The sequence below is a fragment of the Geodermatophilus obscurus genome, from assembly GCF_900143215.1.
Lineage (GTDB): Bacteria > Actinomycetota > Actinomycetes > Mycobacteriales > Geodermatophilaceae > Geodermatophilus > Geodermatophilus obscurus_A.
The window spans coordinates 91,838-118,330 of sequence record NZ_FRDM01000006.1; the positions used below are offsets into that span (position 1 = coordinate 91,838).

27 protein-coding genes and 1 pseudogene are annotated in these 26,493 nt (G+C 74.6%); 11 read left to right on the plus strand and 17 right to left on the minus strand.

Annotated features, from left to right (window positions below):
• Positions 1–168 precede the first annotated feature (168 nt).
• Positions 169–438, plus strand: coding sequence for a hypothetical protein (locus tag BUB17_RS08330; RefSeq protein ID WP_072916260.1), 270 nt, complete (start codon positions 169–171; stop codon positions 436–438).
• A 310-nt stretch (positions 439–748) separates the two neighbouring features.
• Here the strand turns inward: BUB17_RS08330 and BUB17_RS08335 are convergent, their stop codons facing one another.
• The 3 genes from BUB17_RS08335 to BUB17_RS08345 form a co-directional block, all read right to left on the minus strand.
• A complete protein-coding gene (locus BUB17_RS08335; protein ID WP_072916264.1) occupies positions 749–1,849 on the minus strand; it encodes a transglycosylase domain-containing protein in 1,101 nt (366 codons plus the stop codon).
• 68 nt (positions 1,850–1,917) lie between these two features.
• Positions 1,918–2,787 carry a class F sortase gene (locus tag BUB17_RS08340; protein ID WP_244277055.1) on the minus strand — a complete coding sequence of 290 codons (870 nt, stop codon included), beginning with the start codon at positions 2,785–2,787 and terminating at the stop codon, positions 1,918–1,920.
• Positions 2,788–2,797: 10 nt separating this feature from the next.
• A complete protein-coding gene (locus BUB17_RS08345; RefSeq protein ID WP_072916267.1) occupies positions 2,798–3,202 on the minus strand; it encodes an excalibur calcium-binding domain-containing protein in 405 nt (134 codons plus the stop codon).
• Positions 3,203–3,367: 165 nt separating this feature from the next.
• Between BUB17_RS08345 and BUB17_RS08350 the strand changes: the two genes are divergently transcribed.
• The gene (locus BUB17_RS08350; RefSeq protein WP_072916269.1) at positions 3,368–3,952 is read left to right on the plus strand and encodes a TIGR03086 family metal-binding protein; all 585 of its coding nucleotides are present in this window, start codon (positions 3,368–3,370) and stop codon (positions 3,950–3,952) included.
• A 131-nt stretch (positions 3,953–4,083) separates the two neighbouring features.
• Here the strand turns inward: BUB17_RS08350 and BUB17_RS08355 are convergent, their stop codons facing one another.
• Complete coding sequence (locus BUB17_RS08355) at positions 4,084–4,842, minus strand: alpha/beta fold hydrolase (protein WP_072916273.1); 759 nt, start codon at positions 4,840–4,842, stop codon at positions 4,084–4,086.
• Positions 4,843–4,969: 127 nt separating this feature from the next.
• Between BUB17_RS08355 and BUB17_RS08360 the strand changes: the two genes are divergently transcribed.
• The gene (locus tag BUB17_RS08360) at positions 4,970–5,329 is read left to right on the plus strand and encodes a hypothetical protein (RefSeq protein ID WP_141242951.1); all 360 of its coding nucleotides are present in this window, start codon (positions 4,970–4,972) and stop codon (positions 5,327–5,329) included.
• A 170-nt stretch (positions 5,330–5,499) separates the two neighbouring features.
• Here BUB17_RS08360 and BUB17_RS08365 read toward each other — a convergent pair whose 3' ends face one another.
• Entirely contained in the window at positions 5,500–6,618 is a 1,119-nt protein-coding gene (locus tag BUB17_RS08365) for a hypothetical protein (protein ID WP_072916278.1), read from the minus strand.
• Positions 6,619–6,832: 214 nt separating this feature from the next.
• Between BUB17_RS08365 and BUB17_RS08370 the strand changes: the two genes are divergently transcribed.
• On the plus strand, positions 6,833–8,239 hold the full coding sequence (locus BUB17_RS08370) for a DUF4407 domain-containing protein (protein WP_072916281.1): 1,407 nt from the start codon (positions 6,833–6,835) through the stop codon (positions 8,237–8,239).
• A gap of 116 nt (positions 8,240–8,355) precedes the next feature.
• On the opposite strand, the gene BUB17_RS08375 is transcribed toward BUB17_RS08370, so the two are convergent.
• On the minus strand, positions 8,356–8,577 hold the full coding sequence (locus BUB17_RS08375) for a PIN domain-containing protein (protein ID WP_083606169.1): 222 nt from the start codon (positions 8,575–8,577) through the stop codon (positions 8,356–8,358).
• A gap of 67 nt (positions 8,578–8,644) precedes the next feature.
• Between BUB17_RS08375 and BUB17_RS08380 the strand changes: the two genes are divergently transcribed.
• Positions 8,645–11,941 (plus strand): DEAD/DEAH box helicase, encoded by a 3,297-nt coding sequence (locus BUB17_RS08380; protein ID WP_072916286.1) that lies wholly within the window; start codon positions 8,645–8,647, stop codon positions 11,939–11,941.
• Positions 11,942–12,064: 123 nt separating this feature from the next.
• Entirely contained in the window at positions 12,065–12,511 is a 447-nt protein-coding gene (locus tag BUB17_RS08385) for a hypothetical protein (protein ID WP_141242952.1), read from the plus strand.
• 6 nt (positions 12,512–12,517) lie between these two features.
• Here the strand turns inward: BUB17_RS08385 and BUB17_RS08390 are convergent, their stop codons facing one another.
• From BUB17_RS08390 to BUB17_RS08410, 5 genes are all read right to left on the minus strand, one after another.
• Positions 12,518–12,814, minus strand: coding sequence for a hypothetical protein (locus BUB17_RS08390; protein WP_072916291.1), 297 nt, complete (start codon positions 12,812–12,814; stop codon positions 12,518–12,520).
• An 8-nt stretch (positions 12,815–12,822) separates the two neighbouring features.
• Positions 12,823–13,656 (minus strand): ATP-binding protein, encoded by an 834-nt coding sequence (locus BUB17_RS08395; protein ID WP_072916295.1) that lies wholly within the window; start codon positions 13,654–13,656, stop codon positions 12,823–12,825.
• 98 nt (positions 13,657–13,754) lie between these two features.
• Entirely contained in the window at positions 13,755–14,183 is a 429-nt protein-coding gene (locus BUB17_RS08400; RefSeq protein WP_072916299.1) for a type II toxin-antitoxin system VapC family toxin, read from the minus strand.
• Positions 14,180–14,437, minus strand: coding sequence for a type II toxin-antitoxin system Phd/YefM family antitoxin (locus BUB17_RS08405; RefSeq protein ID WP_072916301.1), 258 nt, complete (start codon positions 14,435–14,437; stop codon positions 14,180–14,182). The genes BUB17_RS08400 and BUB17_RS08405 overlap by 4 nt, the downstream gene beginning before the upstream one ends.
• An 87-nt stretch (positions 14,438–14,524) precedes the next feature.
• Positions 14,525–15,862 carry an ABC1 kinase family protein gene (locus BUB17_RS08410; protein WP_072916623.1) on the minus strand — a complete coding sequence of 446 codons (1,338 nt, stop codon included), beginning with the start codon at positions 15,860–15,862 and terminating at the stop codon, positions 14,525–14,527.
• A 238-nt stretch (positions 15,863–16,100) separates the two neighbouring features.
• Here BUB17_RS08410 and BUB17_RS26720 point away from each other — a divergent pair, with 238 nt between their 5' ends.
• From BUB17_RS26720 to BUB17_RS08425, 3 genes are all read left to right on the plus strand, one after another.
• Positions 16,101–16,880, plus strand: coding sequence for a response regulator transcription factor (locus tag BUB17_RS26720; RefSeq protein WP_072916304.1), 780 nt, complete (start codon positions 16,101–16,103; stop codon positions 16,878–16,880).
• A 210-nt stretch (positions 16,881–17,090) separates the two neighbouring features.
• Positions 17,091–17,471: a hypothetical protein gene (locus BUB17_RS08420; protein WP_072916306.1), complete on the plus strand. Its 381-nt coding sequence runs from the start codon at positions 17,091–17,093 to the stop codon at positions 17,469–17,471.
• 91 nt (positions 17,472–17,562) lie between these two features.
• Positions 17,563–17,985, plus strand: a complete 423-nt coding sequence (locus BUB17_RS08425) for a nuclear transport factor 2 family protein (RefSeq protein WP_072916309.1) — start codon at positions 17,563–17,565, stop codon at positions 17,983–17,985.
• A gap of 128 nt (positions 17,986–18,113) precedes the next feature.
• On the opposite strand, the pseudogene BUB17_RS08430 reads toward BUB17_RS08425, so the two are convergent.
• Positions 18,114–18,387 (minus strand): annotated as a pseudogene (locus BUB17_RS08430) (transposase); the annotation flags it as partial.
• 283 nt (positions 18,388–18,670) lie between these two features.
• On the opposite strand from BUB17_RS08430, the gene BUB17_RS08435 reads away from it, so the two are divergent.
• Positions 18,671–19,474, plus strand: coding sequence for an SAM-dependent methyltransferase (locus BUB17_RS08435; protein ID WP_072916313.1), 804 nt, complete (start codon positions 18,671–18,673; stop codon positions 19,472–19,474).
• Between the two features lie 8 nt (positions 19,475–19,482).
• A complete protein-coding gene (locus tag BUB17_RS08440; protein ID WP_083606187.1) occupies positions 19,483–21,672 on the plus strand; it encodes a putative bifunctional diguanylate cyclase/phosphodiesterase in 2,190 nt (729 codons plus the stop codon).
• 216 nt (positions 21,673–21,888) lie between these two features.
• Here the strand turns inward: BUB17_RS08440 and BUB17_RS08445 are convergent, their stop codons facing one another.
• From BUB17_RS08445 to BUB17_RS08465, 5 genes are all read right to left on the minus strand, one after another.
• Positions 21,889–22,083, minus strand: coding sequence for a hypothetical protein (locus tag BUB17_RS08445; RefSeq protein ID WP_072916316.1), 195 nt, complete (start codon positions 22,081–22,083; stop codon positions 21,889–21,891).
• Entirely contained in the window at positions 22,080–22,487 is a 408-nt protein-coding gene (locus BUB17_RS08450) for a nucleotidyltransferase family protein (protein ID WP_072916318.1), read from the minus strand. The genes BUB17_RS08445 and BUB17_RS08450 overlap by 4 nt, the downstream gene beginning before the upstream one ends.
• A 109-nt stretch (positions 22,488–22,596) precedes the next feature.
• Positions 22,597–24,141 carry an acyl-CoA synthetase gene (locus BUB17_RS08455; protein WP_072916339.1) on the minus strand — a complete coding sequence of 515 codons (1,545 nt, stop codon included), beginning with the start codon at positions 24,139–24,141 and terminating at the stop codon, positions 22,597–22,599.
• A gap of 99 nt (positions 24,142–24,240) precedes the next feature.
• Positions 24,241–25,485, minus strand: coding sequence for a polyhydroxyalkanoate depolymerase (locus tag BUB17_RS08460; protein ID WP_072916343.1), 1,245 nt, complete (start codon positions 25,483–25,485; stop codon positions 24,241–24,243).
• Between the two features lie 298 nt (positions 25,486–25,783).
• Positions 25,784–26,407, minus strand: a complete 624-nt coding sequence (locus BUB17_RS08465; protein WP_072916345.1) for a hypothetical protein — start codon at positions 26,405–26,407, stop codon at positions 25,784–25,786.
• Positions 26,408–26,493 lie beyond the last annotated feature (86 nt).

Below are 26,493 nucleotides of genomic sequence, written 5' to 3' on the forward strand. Positions count from 1 at the left end.
TCGCGCTCGGCGCGCGCCAGCGCCACGACGTCCATGCGCACCTCCGTGGGCTCCGGTCGTGCCGAGGGACCGTAGATGACGAAGTCGTGTCGGTACCGCCGTCCCCGGCATGGCCTCCAGCGCCGTGGGCAGCGAGATCCGGACGACCGCAGTGCGAGAGGGGACGGCATGCGCACGACGCGACGGTGGCTGACGGCAACGGTGCTCGCGGTGGGGCTCGGGGTGACCGGCTGCTCCGGCAGCGCGGCGGGTGACTCGCCCGGCGACGCGGTGCCGAACGAGGAGGCGGACAGCGTCGGCGACCCGGACCCGGTGGACGGCGGCGAGGAGGACGCCGACGGCGTCGACCCCGGCACCGGCGGCATCGATGACGACGATGACACCGACAACCCGACCGGCAGCGACATCCCCGGCGACTCGGACGACGACGCGGGCTGAGCCCTGCACCAGGTGCCCTCCGGCCACCTCAGCCCCTGCTTACCGGTGGAACCAGGGGCTGAGGTCCGGCCGGGGTGGTGCCGTTCTCTCCGAAGTCACCCCTGCCCGCGCCGTGGGCAGGAGAGGAGCGTCGGTACCGCGGGTCCGGCCGCGCGGGGTGCGGGAGGACGACGTCGAGAGCGGAGTGTCCGCGCGGGGGTTGCGGTCGAAGGGGCCGACCGGCACGAGCCGGAGCGGGCTGCCGACCCGGCGTGGTCTCCTCGCAGGGCCGTCCCCTTCCCCGCACCCGTGGGCAGGGGACGAGGTCGCGTCAGGCGGTGCCCTCGGCGGCGATCAGGTCGGTGACCGCCCGCGGGCGCGTCGAGCAGTCGTCGCCCGAGGCCGGCTGGTCACCGGCCAGGCCGGTGATCCCGGCGTCCTCGACCGGCCGGAAGCCGAGACGTTCGATGTGCCGCGGCACCCGGTTCTGCGCGTTGATCACGTGCGAGCGGGACAGCCAGCCCTGACCGTCGGCGACGTCGAAGTCCAGGCCGCCGCCGGGTGCTCGCTGCACGTGGCCGGGGGAGGGCAGCAGCCCGACCAGCTGCACCGCCTGCTCGACCGGGAGGTCCTGCGGCGGACGGTCGAAGTAGTACCAGCTGGCCGCGCAGACGCCGTAGAGCGACGGCCCGAACTGGGCGTAGTTGACGTAGAGCTCGAGCATCCGGCGGTCGTCGACCGCCAGCGCGAGCTCCGCGGACAGCCCGGCCTCCACGGCCTTGCGCCAGGCGCTCATCTCCTGGTTCAGGAAGAGGTTCTTGGCAACCTGCTGCGGGATGGTCGAGCCCGAGGGGTCCTCGTCGCCGACGAGGTGCGCCTGCGCGCGGGCCCACATCTGGTCCCAGGTGAAGGCGCCGGACCGGTAGGGCAGCTTGGCGTCCTCGTGCGCGATGACGGCGGCGAGGAAGTTGCGCGACACGTGCTCGACCGGCACCGACTGCTGGATGGCGCCGTTCGGGTTGGCCGCCATGAACGCCGTCGTCGGCGGGTCGACCCAGCGCAGCGAGACCATCACCAGCGCCTGCACGACGAAGCCGACGGCGAGCACCTTCCCGACCCGCCCGGCGAGCTGCTGGCGCCGGCGGGGCCGGTCGTACCCGTCCCGCCGTCCGCCCCGGGGACGCCGCTCGTCGCGGTCCTCCCGGTCGCGGCGCCGCCACCGGCGCCCGGGCTGCTCCTCCGGCCCGGGGCCGTATGCATCGGACCCGTACCGGTCGGCGTCGTCCCACGGCGAGCGGAGCGGGGGTACCGGCCGGGACGGGACCGCGTCGTCGTACCCGGACCAGCCGCTCCCGGGCCGGTCGGCGGTCGTGGTGCCGCGGGTCCGGCGGCGGCGGACGCCGGGCCAGCGATCCGGTGAGCCGTGGGGCATGGGGCGGTGTTCTCCCTGGTGGACGCGAACCGTCATGGTAAAGCGGCGGAGGGTGAGGCCCAGGGAGCTCAGCCTGTGAGGTGCGCGAAGACGACGACGTTGTCCGCGTAGTCGCCGGTGTCCTCGTCGAAGGCGCCGCCGCAGGTGATCAACCGCAGGCCGGCGTGGTCGAGGTCGCCGTAGACGGCATCACTGGGAAAGGCCTCCTTGGCGTGCTCCTCGACCCGGTCGACGACGAAGACGGCGGTGCTCCCGTCGGCGCGGTCGATCTCGACGGTGTCGCCGGGCAGCAGCTCGTCGAGACCCGCGAACGCCCCCGGCTCGCCGGCCCAGTCGACGTGCGCGGCCAGGACGGCGGGCCCGAGCTGGCCGGGGGTGGGACTGCGGTCGTACCAGCCGACCGGGTACGCGCCGGGCGGGACCTGCATCGAGCCGTCGCGCCGCAGGCCCAGCTCCATGACGTCGGAGGTGACCCCGAGAGCGGGGATGCGCACCGCGGTGGGCGGGCTGGCCGGCAGCTGGCGGACGACGGCCACCGGTGCGACGGCCGGGGCCGCCGCCCGGGCCGGCTGCTCCGGCGGCAGCTCGGCGGGCGCGGCTACCACGCGGTGCACCGGCGCGTCGGCGGAGGAGGGGCCGAGCACGAGGAGGCCCGCACCGGCCGCGGCGAGGACCACGGAGGTGGCCCTCCAGGCGCGGGCGGCGCGCGGTCGCCGGCGGCGGTGGCGGCCGTAACGGGTGACCCGGGGCGGCCGGGTGAGCAGCGCGGCGACGTCCGCGGGGACCAGCGGCGGCGGATAGGCGCCGATGATCCGGACGTCGCCGTCGCCGTCGGGGTCGTCGCGGAGCCGGATGGCCAGCGTGCCGGTGCCGAGCGCGGCTCCGCCCGCCCCGGTCGGGTGCGGACCGGGGCGGGCGGCAGGAGGGCGCTGGGGCACGGCCCGCCGGTCAGGCGGAGGTGCGGGCGCTGCGGCGGGCCGCGACGGCCGCGCCACCCGCGGCGGCCAGGGCCGCGCCGCCGAGGACGAACGGCAGGGCGCTCCCGTCCTCGCTCGCGCTGCCGTCACCGGCGGCGACGGCGCCGGCCGGCCGGGTGGAGACCTGCGAGCCGGTGCTGGCCTGCCCGCTGGTCGACGAGGCAGGCGCGTACTGCTGGTCCTCGCAGGCGATGCCGTCGTCGTCGGCGTCCAGGCGCTCGGGGTCGCCCGGGACCGCGTCGAAGGCGGCCTGCGCGGCGGCCTGGCTGGCGAAGTCCGGGCAGTCGCGGTCGGTGGCGGCGTTCGCGGTGCCGGCGAACCCGAGGCTGAGGACGGCGGTGAGGAGGACGCCGGCGGCGGCGGTGGTGGTGCGCATGGGATCTCCCGAGAACGGCGGTGGGGTGACCACCATCACCCATCCGTGACCGATCGGTCACGCAGCGACATACCGGAACTCGGTCGTCCTGTTCGGCGGATTCTGCCAGCGCGACACGCGCCGACGCGCCGGTGACTTCCGGAGCGCCGACCGGTCTGTCCTCGCATGGAGACGATGCAGCCCGACCTCGGTCCACAGGCGGCGGAGCTGGCCCGGGTGGTGGCCGGTATCCGCGACGACCAGCTCGGCGATCCCACCCCCTGCACCGGCACCTCGGTGGCGGGGCTGCTCGCGCACGTGGTGGGCCTGACGACGGCGTTCCGGATGGCCGCGGAGAACACGCGGGTGTCCGGTGGGCCGTCGGCGTCACCGGATGACCTGCCGCCCGACTGGCGCACCGGGCTCCCCGCCCAGCTCGACGCGCTGGTGGAGGCCTGGCGGCGGCCCTCGGCGTGGGAGGGGATCGCGCAGGCCGGCGGCGTGACGATGCCCGCGCCGGTCGCGGCGGCCGTGGCGCTCGACGAGGTGCTGGTGCACGGCTGGGACCTCGCCGTCGCCACCGGGCAGGAGTACGCGGCCGACCCGGCGTCGGTGGCGGTGTGCACGGAATTCGCCGCCCAGGCCGCCGCCGAGGGGCCCACGCCGGGGCTGTTCGGCCCGCCGGTGCCCGTGCCCGACGACGCCCCGCCGCTGGACCGGCTGCTCGGGCTCACCGGCCGCGACCCCGCCTGGCGCCCGCCGACGAGTTGATCATGGGCTTGTTACCGCCGACACGCCTCGACACGCCGCCCGAGGATGCGACGACCCCATGATCGACGAGGGAGGCGGACGAGGCTGGGGCACGCCGCCCTCCGGCCGCGGCTCCACCGCGCTCCCCGGGGTCAGGGCGACTGGCGCGCGAGGTCCTCGATCGGGCCGGACCAGGCCTCCGGCGCCGACCACACGAAGCTGTGCGCGCCGGGCACGGGCACGAACCGCCCCTCGCGCGCCAGGTCGGCGAGCTCGCGCGCCCACTCCTCCGTGCACAGCCGGTCCCGGTCGCCGCGCAGCACGAGCACCGGGACCGGCACGCACGGGACGACGTCCTCCAGGGCGTCGGCCAGGTGGACCCCCAGCGCGTGCGCCACGCGGCGCAGGCCGGCGCGCTCGCGCTCGGCGGTGTGCTGCTCGTCGAGGCTCGGCGGCTCCAGCTGCCGGTTCCGGCGCCAGGCCATCAGCACCCGCCGGCGGCTGCGGAACCGCGGGTCGACGGTGGGGCTGGCCAGGACGAGGGCCCGCACCGCCCGGGGACGGCGGACCGCGACGTGCGCCGCCACCTGGGTGCCGCTGGAGTGCCCGGCGAGCACGACCCGGCCGAGGCCGCCGGCGTCGAGCCACTGCACCACCGCGTCGGCGAACTGGCCGACGTCCAGCGGGTGCGGCGGCTCCCCGCTGCCGGAGAAGCCGGGCAGCTCGACCAGGTGGGCGCGGGTCCAGCCGCCGAGCTCGCACAGCGCCGGCTGCAGGTAGTCGGCCACGGCCAGGCCGGGGACGGCGACCACCTCGGGGACGCCGTCGCGCCGGGCGCCCACTGTGCGGCTGCGCATCACCCCCCAGGTGGTGCGGCGGTGGCTGAGTGCGACCCCGGGGTCGGCGGTCATGGCGCGACCGTAGCCAACGGCGTCCGCTGCGGCGGAACGGCGTTGCTGGTTGACTCCCGGCAGACGGTGGGCCGAGCCGTCCGGGTCGGCCCGGGAGGGATCAGCCATGGCGACGACGGTCGCGGGGATGTCTAAGCAGCAGCTGGCGAGGGTGCTGGGCGCCACGGGGGCGGCCTTCGGGCTCACCAGCATCGTCGCGCCGAGAGTGGTCGCCGCGGGCTACGGCGTCCCGGTCACCCCGGCGGGGCTGCAGGTGCAGCGGCTGTTCGGCAGCCGGGCACTGGCGATCTCGGTCCTGGCGCTGACCGCCCGCACCGACGAGGAGGTCGACCGCGGGCTGGCCGTGGTGGCCGGCATGAACGCGATCGACGCGCTGACCGCGCTGGCGGCGGCAGCCCAGGCCGGACGGCCGACCACGCTGCGGGCGGTCGTCAGCTCGGTGGCCTACGGCGCGGCCGCGCTGGCCGTCCGTTCGATGAAGGGCTGACGCCTCGACACGCGCCGGTTCCCAGGGCGGCGGGGGCTCCCCGCGCCCGCTCCCGCCCGCCGCCGCCGCCGCCGAGTTGATCATGGGGTTGTTGCCGCCGACACGCGCGGACACGCCGTGCGCAGCGGCCAGAACCCCATGATCAACGCGGGGACACGTCGCGCACGATCTCAGCCGACGAGGAAGGCCGTGGCCTGCGGGCCGTCGCCGTCCACGCACGACCCGGTGGCGACGAGACCGGCGTCCGCACCGAACGGGGCGACGTCGCCCAGCACCGCGGCGCCGGCGCACAGCGACACCGCCGACACCCGCTCCCCGCTGGCCAGGTCGACGGTCACCAGCTCGGCGGGATAGGAGAGATCGGCCTGCGGCACCCACGCGGAGCCGCCGTCGGGCGAGACGACGACCTGCAGTGCGGAGTCACCGACGCCGTCCAGCTCGATCGAGCCGGCCACCACGCCGTCCACCACGGTGACCAGCCGCCCCAGCTCGCGTCCGTCGCTGACGAACAGGGTGGCGACGACGGTGCCGTCGGCGGTCACGTCGAGGCCGGCCGGTGTGCCGACCGGGGCGTCGGGTGCGAGGTCGACCGGCTCGCCGACCGGCCGCAGATCGGCGTCGAACGCCGTGAGCAGGGCGCGCCCGTCCTCGGACTCGACCAGCGCGGCGACGCCGCCGTCCGGCCGGGTCGCGAGTGCGGGGACCGTTCCGTCCGGGACGACGGGTGCGGTCATCGTGACGACGCCGGCGGCCAGGTCGACGGCGAGCAGCTGGGCCGGGCCGAGGTCGGTCAGGGTGAGCGCGGCGTAGAGCGTGCGCCCGTCGGGGGAGAGCGTGGTGGCCGCGCGGTCGGGGCGCAGCCCGAGGGCGGTGACTCTCGCCTGCCCGTCGCGCGGGACGGTGAGCAGCTGGTAGCCGGCGGTCGGGCTGGTGTGGGCCACGAGGAACGAGCCGCCGGGGAGGACGGAGAGCGCGGCGTCGTCCCCGACGAGGGGCAGCTCGAGCAGCGCGGTGGCGGTCGGGCCGTCCTCGCCGGGGCCGACCTCGACCAGCCAGGCACGCGTGCCGCCGTCCCCCAGCAGCGCGACCGGGTCGTCGCCGGGTGCGGCGGCGAGGTCGAGCAGCCGGGCGTCGCCGCCGACGGCCGCGTCGAGGTCGACGGTGCCGAGCAGGGTGGGAGCGCCGTCGGTGCCGGGGCGCGGGGACGGGCCCGCGTCGCCGTCACCCGTGCACGCGGCAGCCGTCAGGACGACGGCGAGGGCCGCGGCGCTGCGGCGGACGCGGGGCATGACGGCTCCGTGGTCGACAGACGCCGAGCCTCCGCCGGGCCGGACGGCAGGGCAACTCGGGCGGGGTCGGCGCGGCCTCCCGTGGCGGCGAGCCGGTGGCGCTGATCACAGGGTGGTGCTGGTGGGACGAGGGTCCCCGTTCCGCCGCCCCCCTGCCGATAGCGCAGGGGAGACGACGGATCGATCTCTACCCCCGTCGTCGGGGAGTGGCTCCATGTCGGCAGTGCTGAGACGACTCGGGGACGGCCTGGCGGTGCTGGGCGGTGCGCGCCCGGACGTGCTCGAGGCGGCGCCCGGTGCGCGGCCGCGGTTCGTGGCGCTGGGCGGCGTGCTGCTGAGCACCGGCGGGCTCGCCGTGGTGTCGATGGCGTTCGCCGTGGCGATGGCGCTGGGCGTGTGGTGGCCGCCGGCGCTGCTGGTCGGCCTGGGCTGGGGCGCGGTCGTGGTCAACCTCGACCGGATGCTGCTGGTCGGGATGGCGCACGACGCCTCGCTCAAGCGGAACCTCGTGCTCGCCGTGCCGCGGGTGGGGCTGGCGCTGATCCTCGGCGCGGTCATCGCGACGCCGCTGACCCTGCAGGTGTTCTCCTCGGAGATCGACACCGAGGTCAAGGCGATGCAGGCCGAGGCCGCCGACGCCTACCGGGAGACGCTGGAGACCGACGCTCGGTTCGCCGGGCTCGATGCGCTGCGCGCGGAGGTGGCGCTGGGCGAGTCGATCGTGGCCACCGGGGGTGCGGCGGACCCGCAGCTGGCGGCGGTGCACGGCAGCGCGACGACGGCCCAGCAGGCCTACGACGCGGCGCTGGCGACCCAGCGGGAGCTGGAGGCCAAGGCGCAGTGCGAGCTGGACGGCACCTGCGGCACCGGGGACGCCGGCACCGGCCAGGCGTACGTCGAGGCCCGGGCGGCCGCGGACGCGCAAGCGTCCGTGGTCGCGTCGGCCCGGTCGTCCCTGGACGCCGCGCTCGCGGCCGCGTCGGCGGCGGAGGGACGCAGCGCCGGGCTGGCGTCGGCGTCGCTGGAGACGGACCGGGCGGAGCTGGCGCGGCTGACCGCGGAGCAGACCCGGCTGCAGACGGCGTTCGACGCGACCAACGAGGACGCCGACGGGATCCTGGCGCGGCTGGAGGCCCTCGACCGGCTGGGCGACCGCAACGCCACCCTGGCCGCGGCGCAGGTGATGCTGTCGCTGCTGTTCATGAGCATCGAGATCCTCCCGGTGCTGATGAAGCTGCTGCTGAACTTCGGCCCGCCGTCGGCCTACGACAAGCTGGCCGCGCTGCGGGACTCCGGTGACGTGGAAATCGAGGAGCTGCAGAAGGAGTCGCGGCTGACGGTGGCCGCGGCGCGCGAGGAGATGCTGGTGATGGCGGAGAAGGAGCGCATCGACCGGCAGAAGGCCGCGATCGTCGCCCGGCGTGAGGCCGCGGAGGCGGCTGCTGCGGCCGAGCGGGCGGCTGCTGTCCGCGCGGCCGAGCGGGCTGCCGCGGCGGCCGAGGCGCCGGCGGCGCCGGCGGCGGAGACGCTGCGGCCGTGGGACACCGGTCCGATGCGGCTGGCCCGCACCGTCCTCGGTGCCCGCCGGCGCCCGGCCGACCGCGTGCCCGCCGGCGTCTGATCCGCAGTCCCCGACGACAGTGCCCCGGCCTCCACGCGGAGGCCGGGGCACCGTCGTCGAGGACCGGGATCCGTGTCTCGCCGGCGCGGTCAGCGGGACGTCGGCGACCCGCGTCTTCACACGGGAACGACGCGGAGGCCGCTGATCTCTGCGAGCGCCGCGTAGTCGACGTCCTGGGTGACCACCGGGACGCCGTGCGCGAGCGCGGTGGCGGCGATCCAGGTGTCGTCCACGGCCACCCGCCGTCCCGCCGTGGCCAGCAGGAGCCGCAGCCGGGCCCACCCGTCGGCCACGGCCGTGTCGACGGGGAGGGGGTGCAGGTCGGCCTCCGCCGGCACGGACGCCTGCCCGGACGGCTGTGGACGAATGGTTCCCGTGTCCCTGGCCGCCGTTAGCCTCGGACGGGTGCTGGATGAGCTGAGCCCGACGCTCACCGACTCCGTCATCCGCCGCTCGGTCGGCCACGACGCGTTCCGCCGCGGCGCCGCGTACGCATCCGAGGGGCGGGTCACGGACATCGCCCACTCCGCTGCGAACGACCAGTTCGACGCCGTGGTGCTCGGCAGCCAGCGGCGGATCTACCAGACCGTGGCGGCGTACGACGGCGCCGCTGCCCGGTGGTGGGGGGAGTGCAGCTGCCCGGTCGGCGTGGACTGCAAGCACGTCGCCGCGGTGCTCATCACCGCTCGGCAGGCCCTCGCGGCCCGGCGGGAGCCGGCCCGTGCGCCGGAGTGGGAGCTCGTGCTGGGCGAGCTGGTGCAGGCTCCGTCGTCCGGATCGGGCACGGGGACGCCGCTCGGGCTGCAGTTCGACGTCGAGGACGCGGGCGACCGCCGCGCCGCCGCCTCCCAGGTGTCGGTGCGCCTGCGCCCGGTCGTGCGGGGTGCGAAGGGCCGCTGGATCCGCACGGGGATGTCCTGGCGCACGCTGCAGTACGACTACACCGGACAACGGAACCGTGCCCACGCCGCGGCACTCCTCGCCCTGTACCAGGCGCATCAGGCGGCCGACGACGGTCCAGGGTTCTACGGCTACGGCTACGGGGACGCGCCGGTGCGGCTCGAGCAGTTCGGCCCCGCGCTGTGGCCGGCCCTGCAGCAGGTGGTGGACGAGGGGGTGACCCTGGTGACCACCCGCGGTGGTCCCGTCCGGGTGGCCGGGGAGCCGGTGTCGCTCGCCGTGGACCTGCGCCGGGACGGCGACGTGGACCTGCGCCGGGACGGCGACGCGGATCTGCGCATCGAGCCGGTGGTGGACCTGGGCTCCGGCGGCTGCCTCCCCGCCGGGGCGGTGCGGCTGCTCGGCCACCCGCCGCACGGCGTCCTGCTGCCCTCCGGCGAGCCGGCGCTGCCCCCGGACCTCGTGCCGGAGCGGGGGCTGCTGCTCGTCCCCGTGCAGCCGGTTCCCCGGCGCGTGGAGAAGCTGCTCACCGCTGGGTCCCTGCGCGTGCCCGCGGCCGACCGGGCCCGTTTCCTGACCGGGTTCTACCCGGCGCTGCGCCGGGCGCTGCCGGTGCGCTCGCCCGACGGATCGGTCGAGCTGCCGGAGGTGCTGCCCCCGCAGCTGTGCCTGCACGTCGAGCACGCTCCCGGCCACCGGGCCCGCCTCACCTGGTCGGTGCAGTACCGCACGGGCGAGGACGTCCGACGGCTGCCGCTGGCGGCAGCGGACGGCGCGGCCCCGGACGCCGGCCGTGACGCCGCCGCCGAGGCCCGGCTGCTGGGGGAGCTGCCCCGGCCGCCGGAGCGGCTGTCGGGGCTGTGGCACGACGGCCCGGAGCGGCGGCCGGTCCCGGCCGCGGACCTGTCCGGCATGGACACCGTCGTCCTCACCACCGAGCTGCTGCCCCGGCTGGCGGACGCCGGCGTGCTGGTGGAGGTGACCGGCGAGCCGCCGGACTACCGGCAGTCCGAGGCGGATCCGGTGGTGCAGGTGTCGGCCACCGACGGCGAGGACGCCGACTGGTTCGACCTCGGCGTCACGGTGACCGTGGACGGCGAGGACATCCCGTTCGCCCTGCTCTTCGGTGCCCTCGCGGCGGGCGAGTCGCACCTGGTGCTGCCGAGCGGTACCTGGTTCGACGTCCGCCGTCCGGAGTTCGACCGGCTGCGCCGGCTGATCGACGAGGCGCGGGCGCTGCAGGACGCCGACCGGCCGGGTCTGCGGATCAGCCGCTACCAGGCCGGGCTGTGGGACGAGCTGGTCGAGCTCGGGGTCGTGGCCGAGCAGAGCGAGCGGTGGGCGCGCGACGTCCGGACCCTGCTCGAGGTGGACGACGCGCCGCCGCCCGTGGCGCCCGCCGGGCTGGCCGCACAGCTGCGTCCGTACCAGCTGCAGGGCTACCAGTGGCTGTCCGTGCTCTGGGACGCCGGTCTCGGCGGCGTGCTCGCCGACGACATGGGGCTGGGCAAGACCCTGCAGACCCTGGCGCTGGTGTGCCGGGCGCAGGAGGCCGGCGAGCTGACCGCGCCGGTGCTCGTCGTGGCCCCGACGAGCGTGGTGTCGAACTGGGCGCGCGAGGCAGCCCGCTTCGCCCCCGGCCTGCGGGTGCGGACCATCGAGGCCACCGGCCGCAAGCTGGGCGTGCCCCTGGCCGAGGCGGTCGAGGGCGCCGACCTGGTCGTCACCTCGTACACGCTGCTGCGGCTCGGCGGGGACGACTACCGCGCGCTGCCGTGGAGCGGGCTGGTGCTCGACGAAGCGCAGTTCGTGAAGAACCACCAGGCGAAGACGTACGCCGCCGCCCGGCGGTTGCCGGCCCGGTTCAGGCTGGCGATCACCGGCACGCCGGTCGAGAACGACCTGATGGACCTGTGGTCGATGCTGTCGATCGTCGCACCGGGGCTGTTCCCGAGCCCGCAGCGGTTCACCGAGCACTACCGGACGCCGATCGAGCGGGGCGGGGACGCCGAGGCGCTGGCCGCGCTGCGCCGCCGCATCCGGCCGCTGATGCGCCGCCGCACCAAGGAGCAGGTCGCCGCCGAGCTGCCGCCCAAGCAGGAGCAGGTGCTCGAGGTGGTGCTCAACCCGAAGCACCGCAAGGTGTACGACACGCATCTGCAGCGCGAGCGGCGCAAGGTGCTCGGCCTCGTCGACGACCTGCAGCGCAACCGGTTCACCATCTTCCGGTCGCTGACGCTGCTGCGGCAGCTGGCCCTCGACGCCTCGCTGGTGGACGACGCCTACGCCGGCATCCGGTCGAGCAAGGCCGACGCGTTCCTCGAGCACCTGCAGGAGGTGGTCGCCGAAGGGCACCGCGCGCTCGTGTTCAGCTCGTTCACCGGCTTCCTGGGCACGGTGCGCCGGCAGCTGGAGGCAGCGGGGCTGCCGTACGCCTACCTCGACGGGCGGACGCGGGACCGGCAGCGGCGGATCGACGAGTTCCGCGACGGGCGCGCTCCGGTGTTCCTGATCAGCCTCAAGGCCGGCGGGTTCGGGCTGACCCTGACCGAGGCCGACTACGTGTTCGTGCTCGACCCGTGGTGGAACCCGGCGGTGGAGGCGCAGGCGGTCGACCGCACGCACCGGATCGGGCAGGACAAGACGGTGATGGTCTACCGGCTGGTGGCAGCGGACACCATCGAGGAGAAGGTCGTGGCGCTGCAGGAGCGCAAGCGGGATCTGTCCGCCCGCGTGCTGGACGACGGCGGCGCACTCGCGGGCCCGTTGACCGCCGAGGACATCCGCGGACTGTTCGCCTGACCCTCGCTCGGCTCGCCCAGGGCCGGCCGTGCACGACGCCTCGCTCAAGCGCAGCGGGGAAACGGCCGATACTCGTCGTACTCCCGTCCTAACCTGCAGTGCGGACCAGCGAGGGGGAGCGCGGTGAGCACAGCTGTCTGGGGTTTCATCGGCGTGGTGGTCGGCGGGCTGCTCACGGTCGCGGCCCAGGCCACCGCCGAGTCGCTCAGGGCCCGTGCCGCGGCGCGGGCGCGGCAGGAGCAGCGGGAGCGCGCGTCGCAGGAGTTCCAGCGCGAGACCCTGATCGAGCTGCAGGCCGCCATGGCCGACTACCGGGAGGCGCTGTGCCGGGACCGGAGCCAGATCCTGCCCTCGCGGAGCACGGAGGCGCAGCTGTCGGCCGCGCGGTCGAGGTACCAGATGCTGGTGCACCGCGTGTCGTCGTCCGCCGCACGGGAGGCGGCGCTGGCGTGGGAGGCGGCCGCGCTGCCCTGGTTCCAGGGCGACGACTCCGGCACCGCCGCGGCGGAGTCCGAGGCGTGGGAGACGGCGATGCGGGTGACAGGTGAGGCCGTCCGCGCCACGGACTGAGTGCTCTCAGGCGGTCTGCAGGCGCTCCGCGACGCCGTGGTCCCGGGCGGCCTCGAGGAGGTACCCGCCGAACTCCCGGCTGACGTGCTCGGCGCGGAGCAGCGCGGCGCCGCCGTCGACCAGCACGCGGGTGACGAGCTCGTCGGCGAAGGACGGCGTCCCGGCGACCATGCGGCGGAAGTCCACCACGATGGTGGCACCGGCCATGCGGTCGGCGAGGCCGTCGACCAGGGCACGGGCACGCTCGCGGCCGCCGCTCAGCTGCGGGACCTCGATCGGTGGGAGGACAGCAGGCACGGTCATCGACCTCCTCACAGGCTCAGGCGCACGTGGGCGAGCGTACCGGGGTAGGACGCGGGCAGATCGGTCAGCTGGGGGTCCGTCCGACCGTGCCGGAAGGTACCGCTGGCCGCCCCGCTGATCAGCGTCACGCTGCCGCGGTGCTCGCCGGTGATGCCGATGACCCGGCTGATCCCGCGCCCGCGGCCCGGGCGGCCGATCGAGGTCACGTTCACCTGGGCGGCGCGCACGATCGCCGTCCGGTCGTCGGGCACGGGGATCGCCGCGGCGAGCCGCTCCCGCAGACCGATGCCGCTGTCACCGACGGCGAAGGAGATGTCGCCCTTGTTGTCGTACCGCTGCAGCGCCACGTACCCGTGCGACCGGGTGCTGTGCTCCAGCACGTTCCGGGCCATCTCGTCGAGCGCCGCGTACAGCGGCTGGATGAGCTCCGGGTGGTCGTCGACGTAGGTCTGCACGAGGGCGGCGGCGACGCTGTCCAGCCCGGCCTCCCCGTCGAACCGGCGCAGCTCGACCAGGCGGTGGCCGAGCCGGCGCTCGCGCACCTGCGGCAGGTCGTGCACCACGTCGAGCCCGGCGAGCTCCTCACCGAGCCGCATCCGGGTGAGGTAGTTGGCGACGTCGCCGCCCTCGGGCTTGCGGAAGCGGACGGGACGGCGCTGGAGCCTCGCCCGCTCGGCGATGACGGCGAGGCTCACCAGACCGGCCGGGTCGATGAACTTGAGCCCGGTCAGGTCGATCTCGACGGCGTCGGTGCCCGCGGGCCGCAGGTGTCCGCCGATCTCGTCGTACGTCAGCACGCCGTTCGTGCAGAGCGTGATGTCGACGCAATCGGTCCTGGTCATCTCCGTTACATCGTCCACGAGGGGCTGACAGTTGAGTGACGGCTCGGTCCTCGTGCGTCACCGGAAGGCACCGGCGGTTGCGGCGCGACCGCTCCTCGTCAGGCTCCGGTGTCGATGGCCTGGAGTTCCTCACGGTGCCAGGCGGCGAGCAGCTCTCGATCGCCGGCCAGTCCGATGGTGTTCGTGCTCCTCACACGCAGAGCCGCGGCGCAGTGGACGGCGTCGCAGCCGCGGAGGGCGTGCGTCCGAGCAAGTGCCCCGGCCTGGCGGACGAGGTCGTCGTCCACGTCCACGACGTCCATCTGGGCCCAGACGGATTCGAACTCGACCAGTGCGCTGTCCTGCGCCTCGGCGGTCAGGCGGCCGAGCCGGGCCGCGCGGGCGAGCGCGGCGCAGACCTCGGCGAACGTCAACCGGACGGTCGCCACGGTCTCGGCCTGCAGGAAGACCCGGAGGGAGACCGCGGATCCGGGCTCGTCCTCGACGAGCAACGGCACGACTGCAGACGTGTCGAAGTAGGCGATCACCTGCGCTGCTCGGCGACCAGGTCACTGACGGGCCCGGAGGCCTTGACGGGCCGAGGTGCCGACCGCCGGCGCTGGCGAGCCGGCTGCACGAGCCCTTCGGCGATCGGGCGCTCCAACGGGCTCGGCTCGTCCACCGGGACGATGCGGGCGACCGGTCGGCCGTGGTCGGTCACCGTGATGCTGCGCCCGGCGCGCACCTCGGCCAGGAACCGGCTGAGCCCGTCCCGCAGCTCACGAACGCCGACCGAGCTCATCGTCGCCTACTCCTCATTGTGGCCATCACCGGCTGCCTGATCGTAGCCACAAGTCGGGCTGGCGAGGTGGGGGTATCGGTCGTCAGGTCACCGGTGGTGGAGCCGTGGTCCGTCGTAGCCGGGCAGCCACCGCCGGAGCTCGGTGTCGACGGCCACGGTGGCGTCCAGCGAGCAGAGGACGCCCGCCAGCCCGGCGGCCACGCGCTGGAGCAGCAGGTGGCGCGGCGGGATGGTCAGCCGGCGCTGGGTGCGGGCGGCGGCGCTGAACGGGTCGGAGGCCAGCCGGGTCTGCTCCTGCATCCAGGCCCGGGTGAACCGGTACGACGGGCTGCGCAGCGGCTGCAGGTAGGGGTCGAGCAGCGCCAGCAGGGCTGTCTCGGTGACCCGGTCGGGCCGCAGCAGTCCGGCGGAGGCGGCGATGCGGTGCAGGGCCACGGCGTCGCCGTCCCGCCCGGCGGCGAGCAGCGGGCCGAGCCGGGCCGGCCAGCCGTCCGGCAGGGCCTCGGTCGCTCCGAAGTCGAGGACGGCGAGGCGGCGGTCGGGCAGCAGCCGGAAGTTGCCGGGGTGCGGGTCGCCGTGCAGCCGGCGGGCGCGCACCGGCGCGGAGGCGAGCAGGCGGACCAGCAGCTGCCCGGCGCGGTCCCGGTCGTCCGGGGTGCCGTCGGCGATGACCCGCGCCAGGGGAGTGCCGTCGACCCATCGGGTGACCAGGACCTGCCCCTCGACGGCCAGCACATCGGGGACGGCGATGTCCGGGTCGTCGCGGTAGGCGTCGGCGAACGCCGTCTGGGCGTCTGCCTCGCGGACGTAGTCGACCTCGTCCACGAGTCGGTCGCGCAGCTCGGCGAGCAGCTGCCGGGCGTCGAGGCCGGGCGCGGCCGCCTGCACGAGGGGCGTCAGCGCCTGCAGCACCCCGAGGTCGGCGACGAGCGCCGCGCCGGCGCCGGGGTACTGGACCTTCACGGCCACCGGGGTGCCGTCGGACCAGGCGGCGCGGTGCACCTGACCCACGCTGGCGGCCGCGACCGGCCGGTCGTCGAAGTCGCGGAACAGCCGTCGCCAGTCGGGTCCGAACGCCCCCTCGAGCTGGCCGTGCACCAGCGGGGTCGGCATGGCCGGCGCCGCCTCCTGCAGCTTCACCAGCGACTCGCGGAAGGGGCCGGCCAGCTGCTCGGGCAGCGCGGCCTCCATCGCCGACATCGCCTGGCCGACCTTCATCGCGCCGCCCTTGAGCTGCCCGAGGACGGCGAACAGCTGCTCGGCGGTGCGCTGTTGCACCTGCGCGGCGACCGCCTCGGCCAGGCGGCCGCCGAGGCGCTTGCCGATCCCGACGGCGGTGCGGCCGGCATGCGCCGCGGGCAGCGCGGCCAGCCGCGCCGTCCGTGCGAGGCGGCCCCGTGGCGGCCCGCCGTCCTCGGAGGTCACCGGCGGACCGTAGCGCCGACCGAGGCGGTCGGTGAGCGGCCGCGCCACCGGTCGGTGCAGGGACGTCGTCCGTCGTCGTGGCCACCGGACAGCGACTGTGGGTCACGCCTCGCGGGAGCAGGTGCGGGTCGACGGACTGTTCCCGTCGCCGGCTGGAACCTGGCGAGAGCCTCTTCCCTGACACCGACCGGCCGGGGAGCAGGCGTCCCGAGGAACCGATCGGTGCCGGGGGGACGTCATGGGCAACCGGGCTGCGCGGCTCCCGGGCCTGGAGCTGAGCCATCAGCTCGCCGGGATGGTCGAGCGGGACGAGTTCCTGCGGTCCGCGGCCGAGATGCTCCTGCACCTCCTGGTTGGGGACGTCACGAGCTGGAACGCCGTGGACCTCCCCACCGGCCGCGCCGAGGTGCAGCCCTTCCCGCTCACGGGGTGGGACGCCGCCGAGCTGTCCCGTGGACTGGGCGAGATGGCGGACGAGCACCCGCTGGTGGGCGCCTACCTGGACGGCCGCTCGGACGGCGACGTGTCGCCGCGGCGGCTCAGCGACGTGGCGACCCGCTCGGAGCTGTTGCGCAACCGGGCCTACGTCGACTTCCTGCGCCCGTTCGGGGTCCGGCACCAGGTCGTGGTGCTCACCGCGCACCTGTCGCCGGGCAGCGGTCGGGCCTGGTCGGTCAACCGCTCCGGGCGCGACTTCACCGACCGGGAGGTGGCGGTCGCGCGCGCCGTCCAGCCGGTCCTGGTCGCCCTGGACCGGGCGGCCGGACTCCCGCTCCCGGCACTGGACGCTGCCGCCGTCGGGCGGATGCGGCTGACCGCCCGCGAGGCCGAGGTGCTGCGCCACGTCGGCGCCGGGCTCACCGCGGACGCCATCGCCCATCTGCTGCGGATCAGCACCCGGACGGTGTGCAAGCACCTGGAGAACGTCTACCGGAAGCTGGACTGCCACGACCGGCTGGTGGCCGTGCAGCGCGCCCGGGGCCTCGGCCTGCTGCCGCGCTCGGATCCGCCGGTCTGACCTGCCCACCGGTGTCCGGCCGGGACGACGGCCGGCACGGGACCGAGGTCACGGGGTCCAAGGGCTCGGGGTCCAAGGGCTCGGGGTCGAAGGGCTCGGGGACCTAGGGCTCGGGGACCTAGGGCGTACGTGCAACTGCGTACAGACCGGCGCGGTGCACCGCCCTAGCGTCGGAGTCCGGTCGCCACCGTGGGTCACCGAGGGGAAGTCATGACGATGTTCATCGTGCACCTGCGCTGGGACGGTGTGGGGCCGGACGAGTACGCGAAGATCACCGAGCACGTCCTGACCGGCACCGCGCTGGCCGACGGCTGCCTGGCGCGGCGGCTGCGGCACGACGGCCGGACGCTGCTCGACGTCGAGGTGTGGCAGGACGCAGGGCAGGCCGGGCGCGCCCTGTCCGATCTGTCGGAGACCGTGCGGCTCGCGGGCGTGCCGGGGGCGGCTCAGCAGGCGATCTTCTCGATGCCGGACGCCTTCGCCGTCGCCTACGTCCAGTCGGCGAAGGCTGCCGCGACGACCCCGGCGCCGCGCGTGCCGGACACCGTTCCGGACCCGTCGACGCTGCTGGCCGGGGCGGTCGACGCCTGACCCATCGAGCGTTGACGGAGCGGTCGTTGGGCTGCCGACCGGGCCCACAACTGGTGTCGACGCGGCACACGCGAGGCGGAGGAGTGGTGTCATGAGCCAGGTACTCAACAGTCGGGCCGGCCCCGCGGACGCGGTCCGCGAGTACGACCAGGTGCGCAGGATCGTGCAGCTCTTCCTCGACGGCGAGTCGAGGGGCGACGCCGCCAAGCTCCGGGAAGCCTCGCACCCGGACGCCCGGATGTTCGGGTCGGTCGGGGGCGCCCGCTACGACATGCCGATGGCGGAGTTCATCGAGCTGGCGGCGAAGCAGCCGGGCGACACGGGCAACCACCGGACGCGCATCCTCTCGGTGCAGCAGACCGGCGACGCGGCTGTGGCCGAGGCGGCCGAGGAGGGCTACTGGGGGTCGCTCTCCTTGATCGACTACTTCCAGCTCATGCGCATCGAGAGGAGCTGGAAGGTGGTCAGCAAGCTCTTCGCCCACACCGGCGGGGACGTGCCCGCATCGACGTAGCCCTTGCGCCTGCGCCGTTCCGGGAGTCCGTCGACCGGATCCCGGCGATGACCCGCCGACCCGACTTTCGGCTGGCTCCTATCGCCCGGACTCCCCGCCTGCTGTGAGCGGTCGTGGCAGGACGGCGGCAGGCGGCGGTAGGAGATCAGCACGCAGGCCGATCGGCGCGGACCGACATGGACATCGGCGCGGTGCTCGTAGCGGGTGCGCAACCGTTTGGAGCTGTGCAGCCAGGCGAATCCGCGCTCGACCACCCGGCGCTGCTCGCCCAGGTCCGAGCCGTGCGCGACGCCGCGGCGGGTGATCCGCGGCGTGATGCCCCCGGGCGCGCAGCCGGCGGCGGTAGGCGTCATGGTCGTAGCCGCGGTCGGCGAACAACTCCCGCGGGCGACGGCGGGGCCGGCGCCAGCAGCTCACCCCGGAGCAGCCGAACAAGCCGGGCGACCGATCCGTCGCAGCACAGCTCCCGACGGAGGACACCGGCGGACGGCAGCGGCGCCGCACCGGGAAGCCACCAGATGGGCGGGGCGTCCGGCGCGGACAGCCGCTCCGGCGTGTCGCCCGACACCGGCACGATCGAGCACCCGAACGGCCGGATCTCGGGTACAGATGCGGGTGGAACCGAGGCCGTCGCCTGTCGGGCCGTCGGGTTCGAGCAGCGGACACGGGATGAGGAGTACGGAACATGCACCGTCCGAGCTGGGTCCCGGCCGAGGTCGACCTGAGTCGCCCGAGTGCGGCCCGGGTGTACGACTACTACCTCGGGGGATCGCACAACCTGGAGGTCGACCGGCGCATGGCGCGGGAGGCCATCTCCCTGTGGCCGGACCTCCCCGCGATCATGCAGGCCAACCGTGCGTTCCTGCGCCGGGCGGTCCGCTACCTGGCGGGACGGGGCATCACCCAGTTCCTCGACATCGGCTCCGGCATCCCCACCGTGGGCAACGTGCACGAGGCCGCTCAGCAGGCGCATCCGGGGGCCCGGGTCGTGTACGTCGACAGCGACCCGGTGGCGGTGGCCCACAGCCGCGCGATCCTCGGCGGGGACGAGCAGACCGCGGTGGTCCACGCCGACCTGCGCGAGGCGGAGACGGTCCTGGAGGACCCGGCGGTCCGGGCGACCCTCGACCTGGACCAGCCGATCGCGGTGCTCGTTGTGGCCGTCCTGCACTTCGTGAGCGAGGAGGACGATCCCTTCGGGGCGGTGGCCCGGATCCGGGACCGACTGGCCCCGGGCAGCCACCTCGTCCTGTCCCACGCCAGCGACGAGGGGCGTCCCGACGCGGCCGCCTCCCATCGCGAGCTCTACAGCCGCACACCGACGCCGATGACGATGCGCAGCCGTGACGAGATCGCGCGGTTCTTCGACGGCTTCGAGCTCGTCGACCCTGGGCTGGTGTGGTTGCCGCTGTGGCGACCGGACGCCTCCGACGCGGCTCAGCACCCGGAGCGGACCACCGGTTTCGCCGGGGTCGGCCGTCGCGGGTGAGCACGTCGGTGGCAGGTCGACGCGACGGCGGGGACCGGGCGGATGCCGCCGTCCAGCCGGATCCCGTCGGTGCCCTCACCGCACGGTGGGCCGCCGCCGTTGCCGGGACGAGCTACGTACCGCTGCCGCCGGACGAGGTCGCAGAGCTGCTGCGGGGCCTGCTGCACCGGCTCCTCGCCGCGGTCGACGAGCCGCCGCTCCGCCAGGCGTCCGTCGGCAAGCAGGTGGGGGCCGCCCTGGTCGACGCCCACTTCACCAACCCGCAGTCCCTCTCCCAGACGCTGTGCGTGCTGCTGGACGGCAGGCCCGCCGCCGGCGCGGCCGGGGGCCGGGGGGAGCCGTCGGGTGGAGGGGAGGTGCTGCCCGATCCGGCACCTCCGGACCGCCGGTGGAACGCGCTCGTGGCGACGGTCGCCGAGGGCTTCAGTGCGGCGTTGCAGGAGCGGGCGCTGTGCGAACAGGAGGAGATCCTGGCTGCGGCCGCGGCGGCTCGGGAACAGGCGAGCGAGGCGCTGCACGTCAGTCAGGAGCGCTTCCGCGCGGTCTTCGAGGGAGCCACGATCGGGATCGGGATCGGTGACCTGGAGGGCCGGATCCTGGACGTCAACCCGGCCCTGATGCGGCTCCTGGGTCATCCGATCGAGGAGTTCCGCCGCCGTTCCGTGCAGGAGTTCATGCACCCTGCCGACGTCGAGCACGTGTGGCGGCTCTACGGGGAGCTGATCCGCGGGGAACGGGACCACTTCCGGCTGGAGAAGCAGTTCCTCAAGTCCGACGGCGAGTCGGTGTGGACCGACCTCACGGTGTCATTGCTCCGCGACGGGGACGGCCGGCCCCGCTACCAGCTGGCGCTGATCCACGACGTCACCACGCTGCGCCACCTGCGACGCCAGCTGGAGTTCGAGGCCCAGCACGACGCGCTGACCGGACTGCCCAACCGGAGGACGTTCCTCGCCCACCTGGACGCCGTCTTCGGCCAGGCGTCACCGGGTGCCCGGGCGGGACTGTGCTACCTCGACCTCGACGGTTTCAAGGCGGTCAACGACACGCTGGGACACGAGGTCGGCGACCAGCTGCTCGTCGCGGTCGCCCAGCGCCTGGTGTCCGTGGTGCGGGACCGTGGGCTGTCGGTCGCCCGGCTCGGCGGGGACGAGTTCGTCGTCCTCGTCCCGGGGACGTCGGACAGCGGGCAGCTGGTCGCGCTCGCCGAGGAAGTGCTGGCCGCGGTGGCGCAGCCGGTGCAGCTGGGCGGTCGTCGGGTCGAGATCACCGCCAGCGTCGGTGTGGTGGAGCGGTCGATCGCCGACATCGACCCGGCAGAGCTGCTGCGTGCCGCCGACATGACGCTCTACTGGGCGAAGGCGGACGGCAGGAGCCAGTGGGCGCTGTTCGAGCCGGAGCGCAACGCTCGGGAGATCACCCGGTACCGGCTCTCCTCCGCTCTGCCCGCGGCGCTGGCGGGGGAGGACCTGCGGGTCCACTACCAGCCCCTGCGGCGCCTGGCTGACGGCCGGCTGCACGGCGTGGAGGCGCTGGTCCGGTGGGAGCACCCGCGCATGGGGCTCCTCGGCCCCGGGAGCTTCGTCGGCCTGGCGGAGGAGTCGGGGATGATCGTCCCCCTCGGCCGGCACGTGCTCCGGGCCGCCTGCCGGCAGGCGTTCTCCTGGTTCGGAGCCGGCAGGAGCGGCCCGTTCGTCAGCGTCAACCTCGCCACTCGGCAGCTCCGGGACGAGCACCTGGTCGACGACGTCCGTATCGCGCTCGCCGACAGCGGGCTGCACCCGCAGCAGCTCCAGCTCGAGATCACCGAGAGCGCGGTCATCGGCACCGACCCGCTCACCGGTCACACCCTCGACGCGCTCGCCGGGATGGGCGTGCGCCTGGCCATCGACGACTTCGGTACCGGTTACTCCAACCTCGCCTACCTGCGGCGGCTGCCGCTCGCCGAGCTCAAGCTCGACGGTTCCTTCCTCCGCGGCCTGCGCTCCGTCGACGCGGCCGACCCCGTCGACGTCCAGCTCGTCGGATCGATCGTCTCGCTGGCCCACCTGCTCGGCCTCACGGTCACCGCCGAGGGCGTGGAGACGCAGGCTCAGGTCACCATCCTGCGGGAGCTGGACTGCGACGCCGGGCAGGGCACGTACCTCGGTCGCCCCGCCGATCCGGCTGACCTCGGCCGGCTACTCGACCCGGTGTGAGCGACCGGCTGAGTGACGCCTGAGCGACCAGACCTCGCGGCGCAGGGATCGGCCGTCCCTGTAGCCGGGCAGCCAGCGCTGGAGCTGGTCGTGGACGGCGGCGGCGCCCAGCGAGCGAAGAGGACGCCGACCACACCGGCGGCCACCCGTGTGCAGCGTTGGTCCCGCGGCCGGGATGGGGGTGACGACGGTCGGGCGCTGAGACCGACGGAACGGTCAGCCCTTCACATAGAAGGGCTTCTCGGCGATCCGGCCGCCGCGGACCCGGAACACCACCGCCAGGCGGAGCAGCACGTCCTGCTCGAGCCGGGCGGCATCCACGTCCCTGACCAGACGCAGCGCGCCGACCAGCTCGTCCAGCGACCGGAGCTTGGCCTGCACCGAGGCGACGTCGACCGGGCGGGGCGTCACGAGGTCGCCATCCGCTGCAGGTCGAGGTCGCGCAGCCACGCCGTCTCGTAGAACTCGAGAGCCGCGGCCATCTGCGTCCGGGCGAACAGGCTGGCCGACGCCTCGTACAGCGGTCGCGCGCCGACCAGTCCGGAGAACCGCGCCGTCGGGGAGGCGCCGTAGAGGACCAGCACGTCGACGTCGTCACTGGCGGTCAGGTCGGCGAGGTCTCCGACCAGCGCCAGCAGCCCCTGCGTTCCTGCGGGAAGGGACACGGCGACGTCGAGGTCCCGCGCCCGCTCCGGGGTGCGGATGGCGCTGCCGAAGACGGTGATCAGCGCGACGCCGTGCCGACGGGCCAGATCGTCGAGTCGCCCGTCGTCGGCGGCGGCGCGCAGACGGTCGAGTGACTCGCGAACGGACACGGTCCGAGAGTAGGAGACGCCTGTGTCACCGGGGAGCCGCATGGAGTGATGCCGGCCGTTTGGCACCCGAGCAGCCATCTCAGCCGAACTGCCCCCCGAGCAGCCGGGGTCAGTGGACGGCGCGCTCCTGCCCGGCCCAGTAGGGCTCGCGCAGTGTCCGCTTGAGCACCTTGCCGGCGGGGGAGAGCGGCAGCGCGTCGACGACGTCCATGGACCTCGGCACCTTGTAGCTCGCGAGCCGGTCGGCGCAGAAGGCGCGCAGCTCCTCGAGGGTCACGGCGGCGCCGGCCGCCGGGACGACGACGCCGTGCACGCGCTCGCCCCAGGTGTCGTCGGGGACGCCGATGACCGCGCAGGCGGCCACCGCCGGGTGCTGGGCGAGGACGCTCTCCACCTCGACCGAGTACACGTTCTCCCCACCGGAGATGATCATGTCCTTGAGGCGGTCGGTGAGGTAGACGTAGCCCTCGTCGTCCATCCGGCCGGCGTCGCCGGTGTGCATCCAGCCGCCCCGCAGCGCCTCCGCGGTCTCCTCCGGCCGGTTCCAGTAGCCGAGCATCACGTTGCCGCCGCGGACGACGATCTCGCCGACCTCCCCGCGAGGGAGCTCGACGTCGTCCGGGCCGACGACGCGCACCTCGGTGTGCGGCGCCGCGCGGCCGACGGAGCGCCGGTGCCTCGGGTCCTCGTGGTCGTCCGGCCTGAGGACGGTCACCACGGGGGCGAGCTCGGTCATGCCGTACACCTGCAGGAAGCGGGCGTTGGGCCGCGCCTTCATCGTCCGGCCGAGCAGGGCGTCGGACATGGGGGAGGCCCCGTACATCACCTTCCGGACGCTGGTGAGGTCGAACTCGTCGACCCGCGGCGAGTCGACCACCAGCTGGATCATCGTGGGGACCAGCAGCACGTCGGTCACGCCGTGCTCCTGGACGGCGGTCAGCACGGCCACCGGGTCGAACACCGGGATCATCACCTGCGTGCCGCCGACCACGCCGGTGCCGACCCAGCCGGAGAAGGCGGCGGCGTGGAACATCGGCGCGGCGTGCAGGAGCACGCGGTCGGACGGGACGTGGTCGGTGGCGAACACGCCCATGGCCGACGTCAGCAGGTTGTCGTGGCTGAGCATGACGCCCTTGGACCGGCCGGTGGTGCCGCCGGTGTAGAAGACGCCGGCGAGCCGGTCGCCGCCGCGGCGGACGTCCTCGACCGGCTGGTGCGCCTCGACCAGGTCCTCGAAGGCGAGCATGCCGTCGGGCGTCGGGCCGTCGCCGCCGTGGACGACGTGCCGGAGCCACGGCTGGCCGGCCCGGATGCCCTCGAAACACCCTGCGAAGACGTCGTCGACGACGAGGACCCGGGCGTCGACCTCGGCGAGCGAGTCGGCGATCTCCGGGACGCTCCACCGGATGTTGACCGGGACGACGACCCCGCCGGCCCACAGCGTCGCGGCGAGGAACTCGTGGTAGCGGTCGGAGTTCAGGGACAGGACGGCCGCGCGCTCGCCGTCCCGGATGCCGAGCTGCTGGAGCGCGGCGGCGAGCCGGGCGATCCGGTCGACCGACTCGGCGTGGGTCCGGGTGCGGCCGGCGCAGACGGTGGCGATCTCGTCCGGGCGTTGCTGGACGTGGCGGTGCAGGCCCTGGGTGAGGTACACGGCGACCTCCGATCCGGTGGGTCCGGATCGTGGCGCCGGCGGCGTCCGCGGGGCCAGAGGCGGACGGCTCTGCGGCCGGCCGCCCCTGGCGGGCGCGGGTCAGCCGTTGGACGTCAGCCGCTCCCGGTTCCGGGCGGACTCGATGAACGACCGGACGACGGGGTAGATCTCGGCCTCCCAGCGGGAGCCGCTGAAGACGCCGTAGTGGCCCACCCCGTTCTGCAGGTGGTGGCGCTTGCGCTCCTCCGGAATCCCGGTGCACAGCCGGTGGGCGGCCTCGGTCTGGCCGGGGGAGCAGATGTCGTCGTTCGCGCCCTCGACGGTGAGCAGCGCGGTGTTGCGGATGGCGCCGGGGTCGACGCGCCGGCCGCGCCAGGTGAAGCGGCCGAGCGGGAGCTCGTGCTGCTGGAAGACGCGGCCGACCGTCTCCAGGTAGAACTCGGCGGGGACGTCCATCACCGCGCCGTACTCGTCGTAGAAGGCGCGGGTGGTGGCGGCCGAGGCGGCGTTGCCGGTGACCAGGTCGCGGTACATCCGCGCGTGCGCGGTGAGGTGCCGCTTGGGGTTCATCGACATGAAGGCGGTCAGCTGCACGACGCCGGGGTAGACCCGCCGTCCGGCGCCCGGGTACCGGCTCGGCACGGTGTCGACGACCCGGCGCTCGAACCAGGAGAGCGGCTTGGTGGCGGCCGACCTGTTGACGCGGTTGGGGTTGACCCGGGTGTCGATCGGGCCGGCCATGAGGGTGACGCTGGCCGGCTGGGCGGGGTCGTCCTCGGCCGCGAGCAGCGCGACGGCCGCCAGCACGGGGACGGCGGGCTGGCACACCGCCACGACGTGGGTGTCGGGGCCGAGGTGGCGCAGCGCCTGCATGACGTGCTCGATGTACTCGTCCAGCCCGAAGGGCCCGTGCTCGGCGGGGATGTCGCGGGCGTTGTGCCAGTCGATGGCGTAGACGTCGTGGTCGGCCAGCAGCGTCTTGATCGTCGGCCGGATGAGCGTCGTGAAGTGCCCGGACATGGGGCCGACGACGACCACGCGGGGCTGCCCGGGAACCGAGGGCTTGGCGAAGTGCAGCAGGGTGCCGAACGGCGTCGTCAGGGCGGAGCGCTCGAAGACGTCGGCGTCGCGGCCGTCGACCGGCACGGTCGTGATGCCGAAGGCCGGGCGGTCGTGGGTGGGGCGCGCCTTGGCGACGATGTCGCAGAGAGCTCGCGCGTGCCGGACGGCCGGCGCCTTGGCCAGCGGCGTGGGCAGGGCCTGCAGTGCCCGAGCGGTCAGCTCGGACGCCGTGAGGACGGGTGCCGTTGCTCGGCGGTTCATCTCGTACGCGGTGTAGAGCATGGGCCTGCCTGTCGCAGAGTCGGAGCGTCGTCGGTGACTTAGGTCACTGGCGAGTAACTTAAACGCGACGGCAGGGTGACGGCGCAGCGACCCTCGGGTCGGAGACGTTGCGGGCGCGTTTCGGCGGCACCGGCGTCCCGTGGGTAACAGCGGCCACTCCGGTCGCGCCGGACCGTCGCAGCGGTGCCGTCGATGGGGTCCGGAGCTCGGTGCTGCTGGGTCGGCCGGGTGTGACCTCAGCTCGCGGATGCGCCCCGGCGACGACAGTCGCCGGGGCGCTCTGCTCTGTCGCGGGCCGCTACACGGCCTCGGGGACGTGCAGGTGGGCGAGGACGAGGTCCATCTCGGCGATGTCCACGATCTTGGCGCCCATGGCCTGCGCGAACTGGTCGCGCAGGACCCTGGCGTGCTTGCGCACCAGCCCGGCGGCGTCGCGGTTCTCGAAGCTGGTGACGCTGACCGTCCGGCCGAGGCGCCGGTCGACCAGCATGCTGACGCTGCAGAAGCCGGGCAGCTCCTGCAGCTTGGGCAGCAGGTTCTGCCGGTAGGCGTCGAGCAGGTCGTCGAGGTGGTTCGGGGCGACGCGGGCCCAGGTGACCTGCGCGCCGGCGCCGTCGCCGGCCGGACGCTCCCGGTGGAGGACGGCGATCTCCCACTCCTGGACGTCGGCGTGCTCGCCGCCGAGGGTCTGCATGAGGCGGTGCTGGACGGTGCGGTCCTCCGCGGCGGTGGCGCGCATGGCCTCCTCGTCGACCCAGGAGGTCGCGACGATGCAGCGGCCGCTCCCGCGGTCCGCGAGCAGCGACAGGCCGACGCAGCCGTCGGTCTTCTGAACCGACGGCATCACCTCGTCGCGCACGTAGGCGATGCCGGCGTCGAGGTTGCTGAGGTCGCCGCGGATGCTGGTGGATCGGGCGTACATTCCGCCTCCGTTCGGGCGGCGCCCCGGCGGCATCGCCTCGCGGGTCAGCTTCTCGGCCGCAGACTTGCGAGGCAACCGTCCGCGGC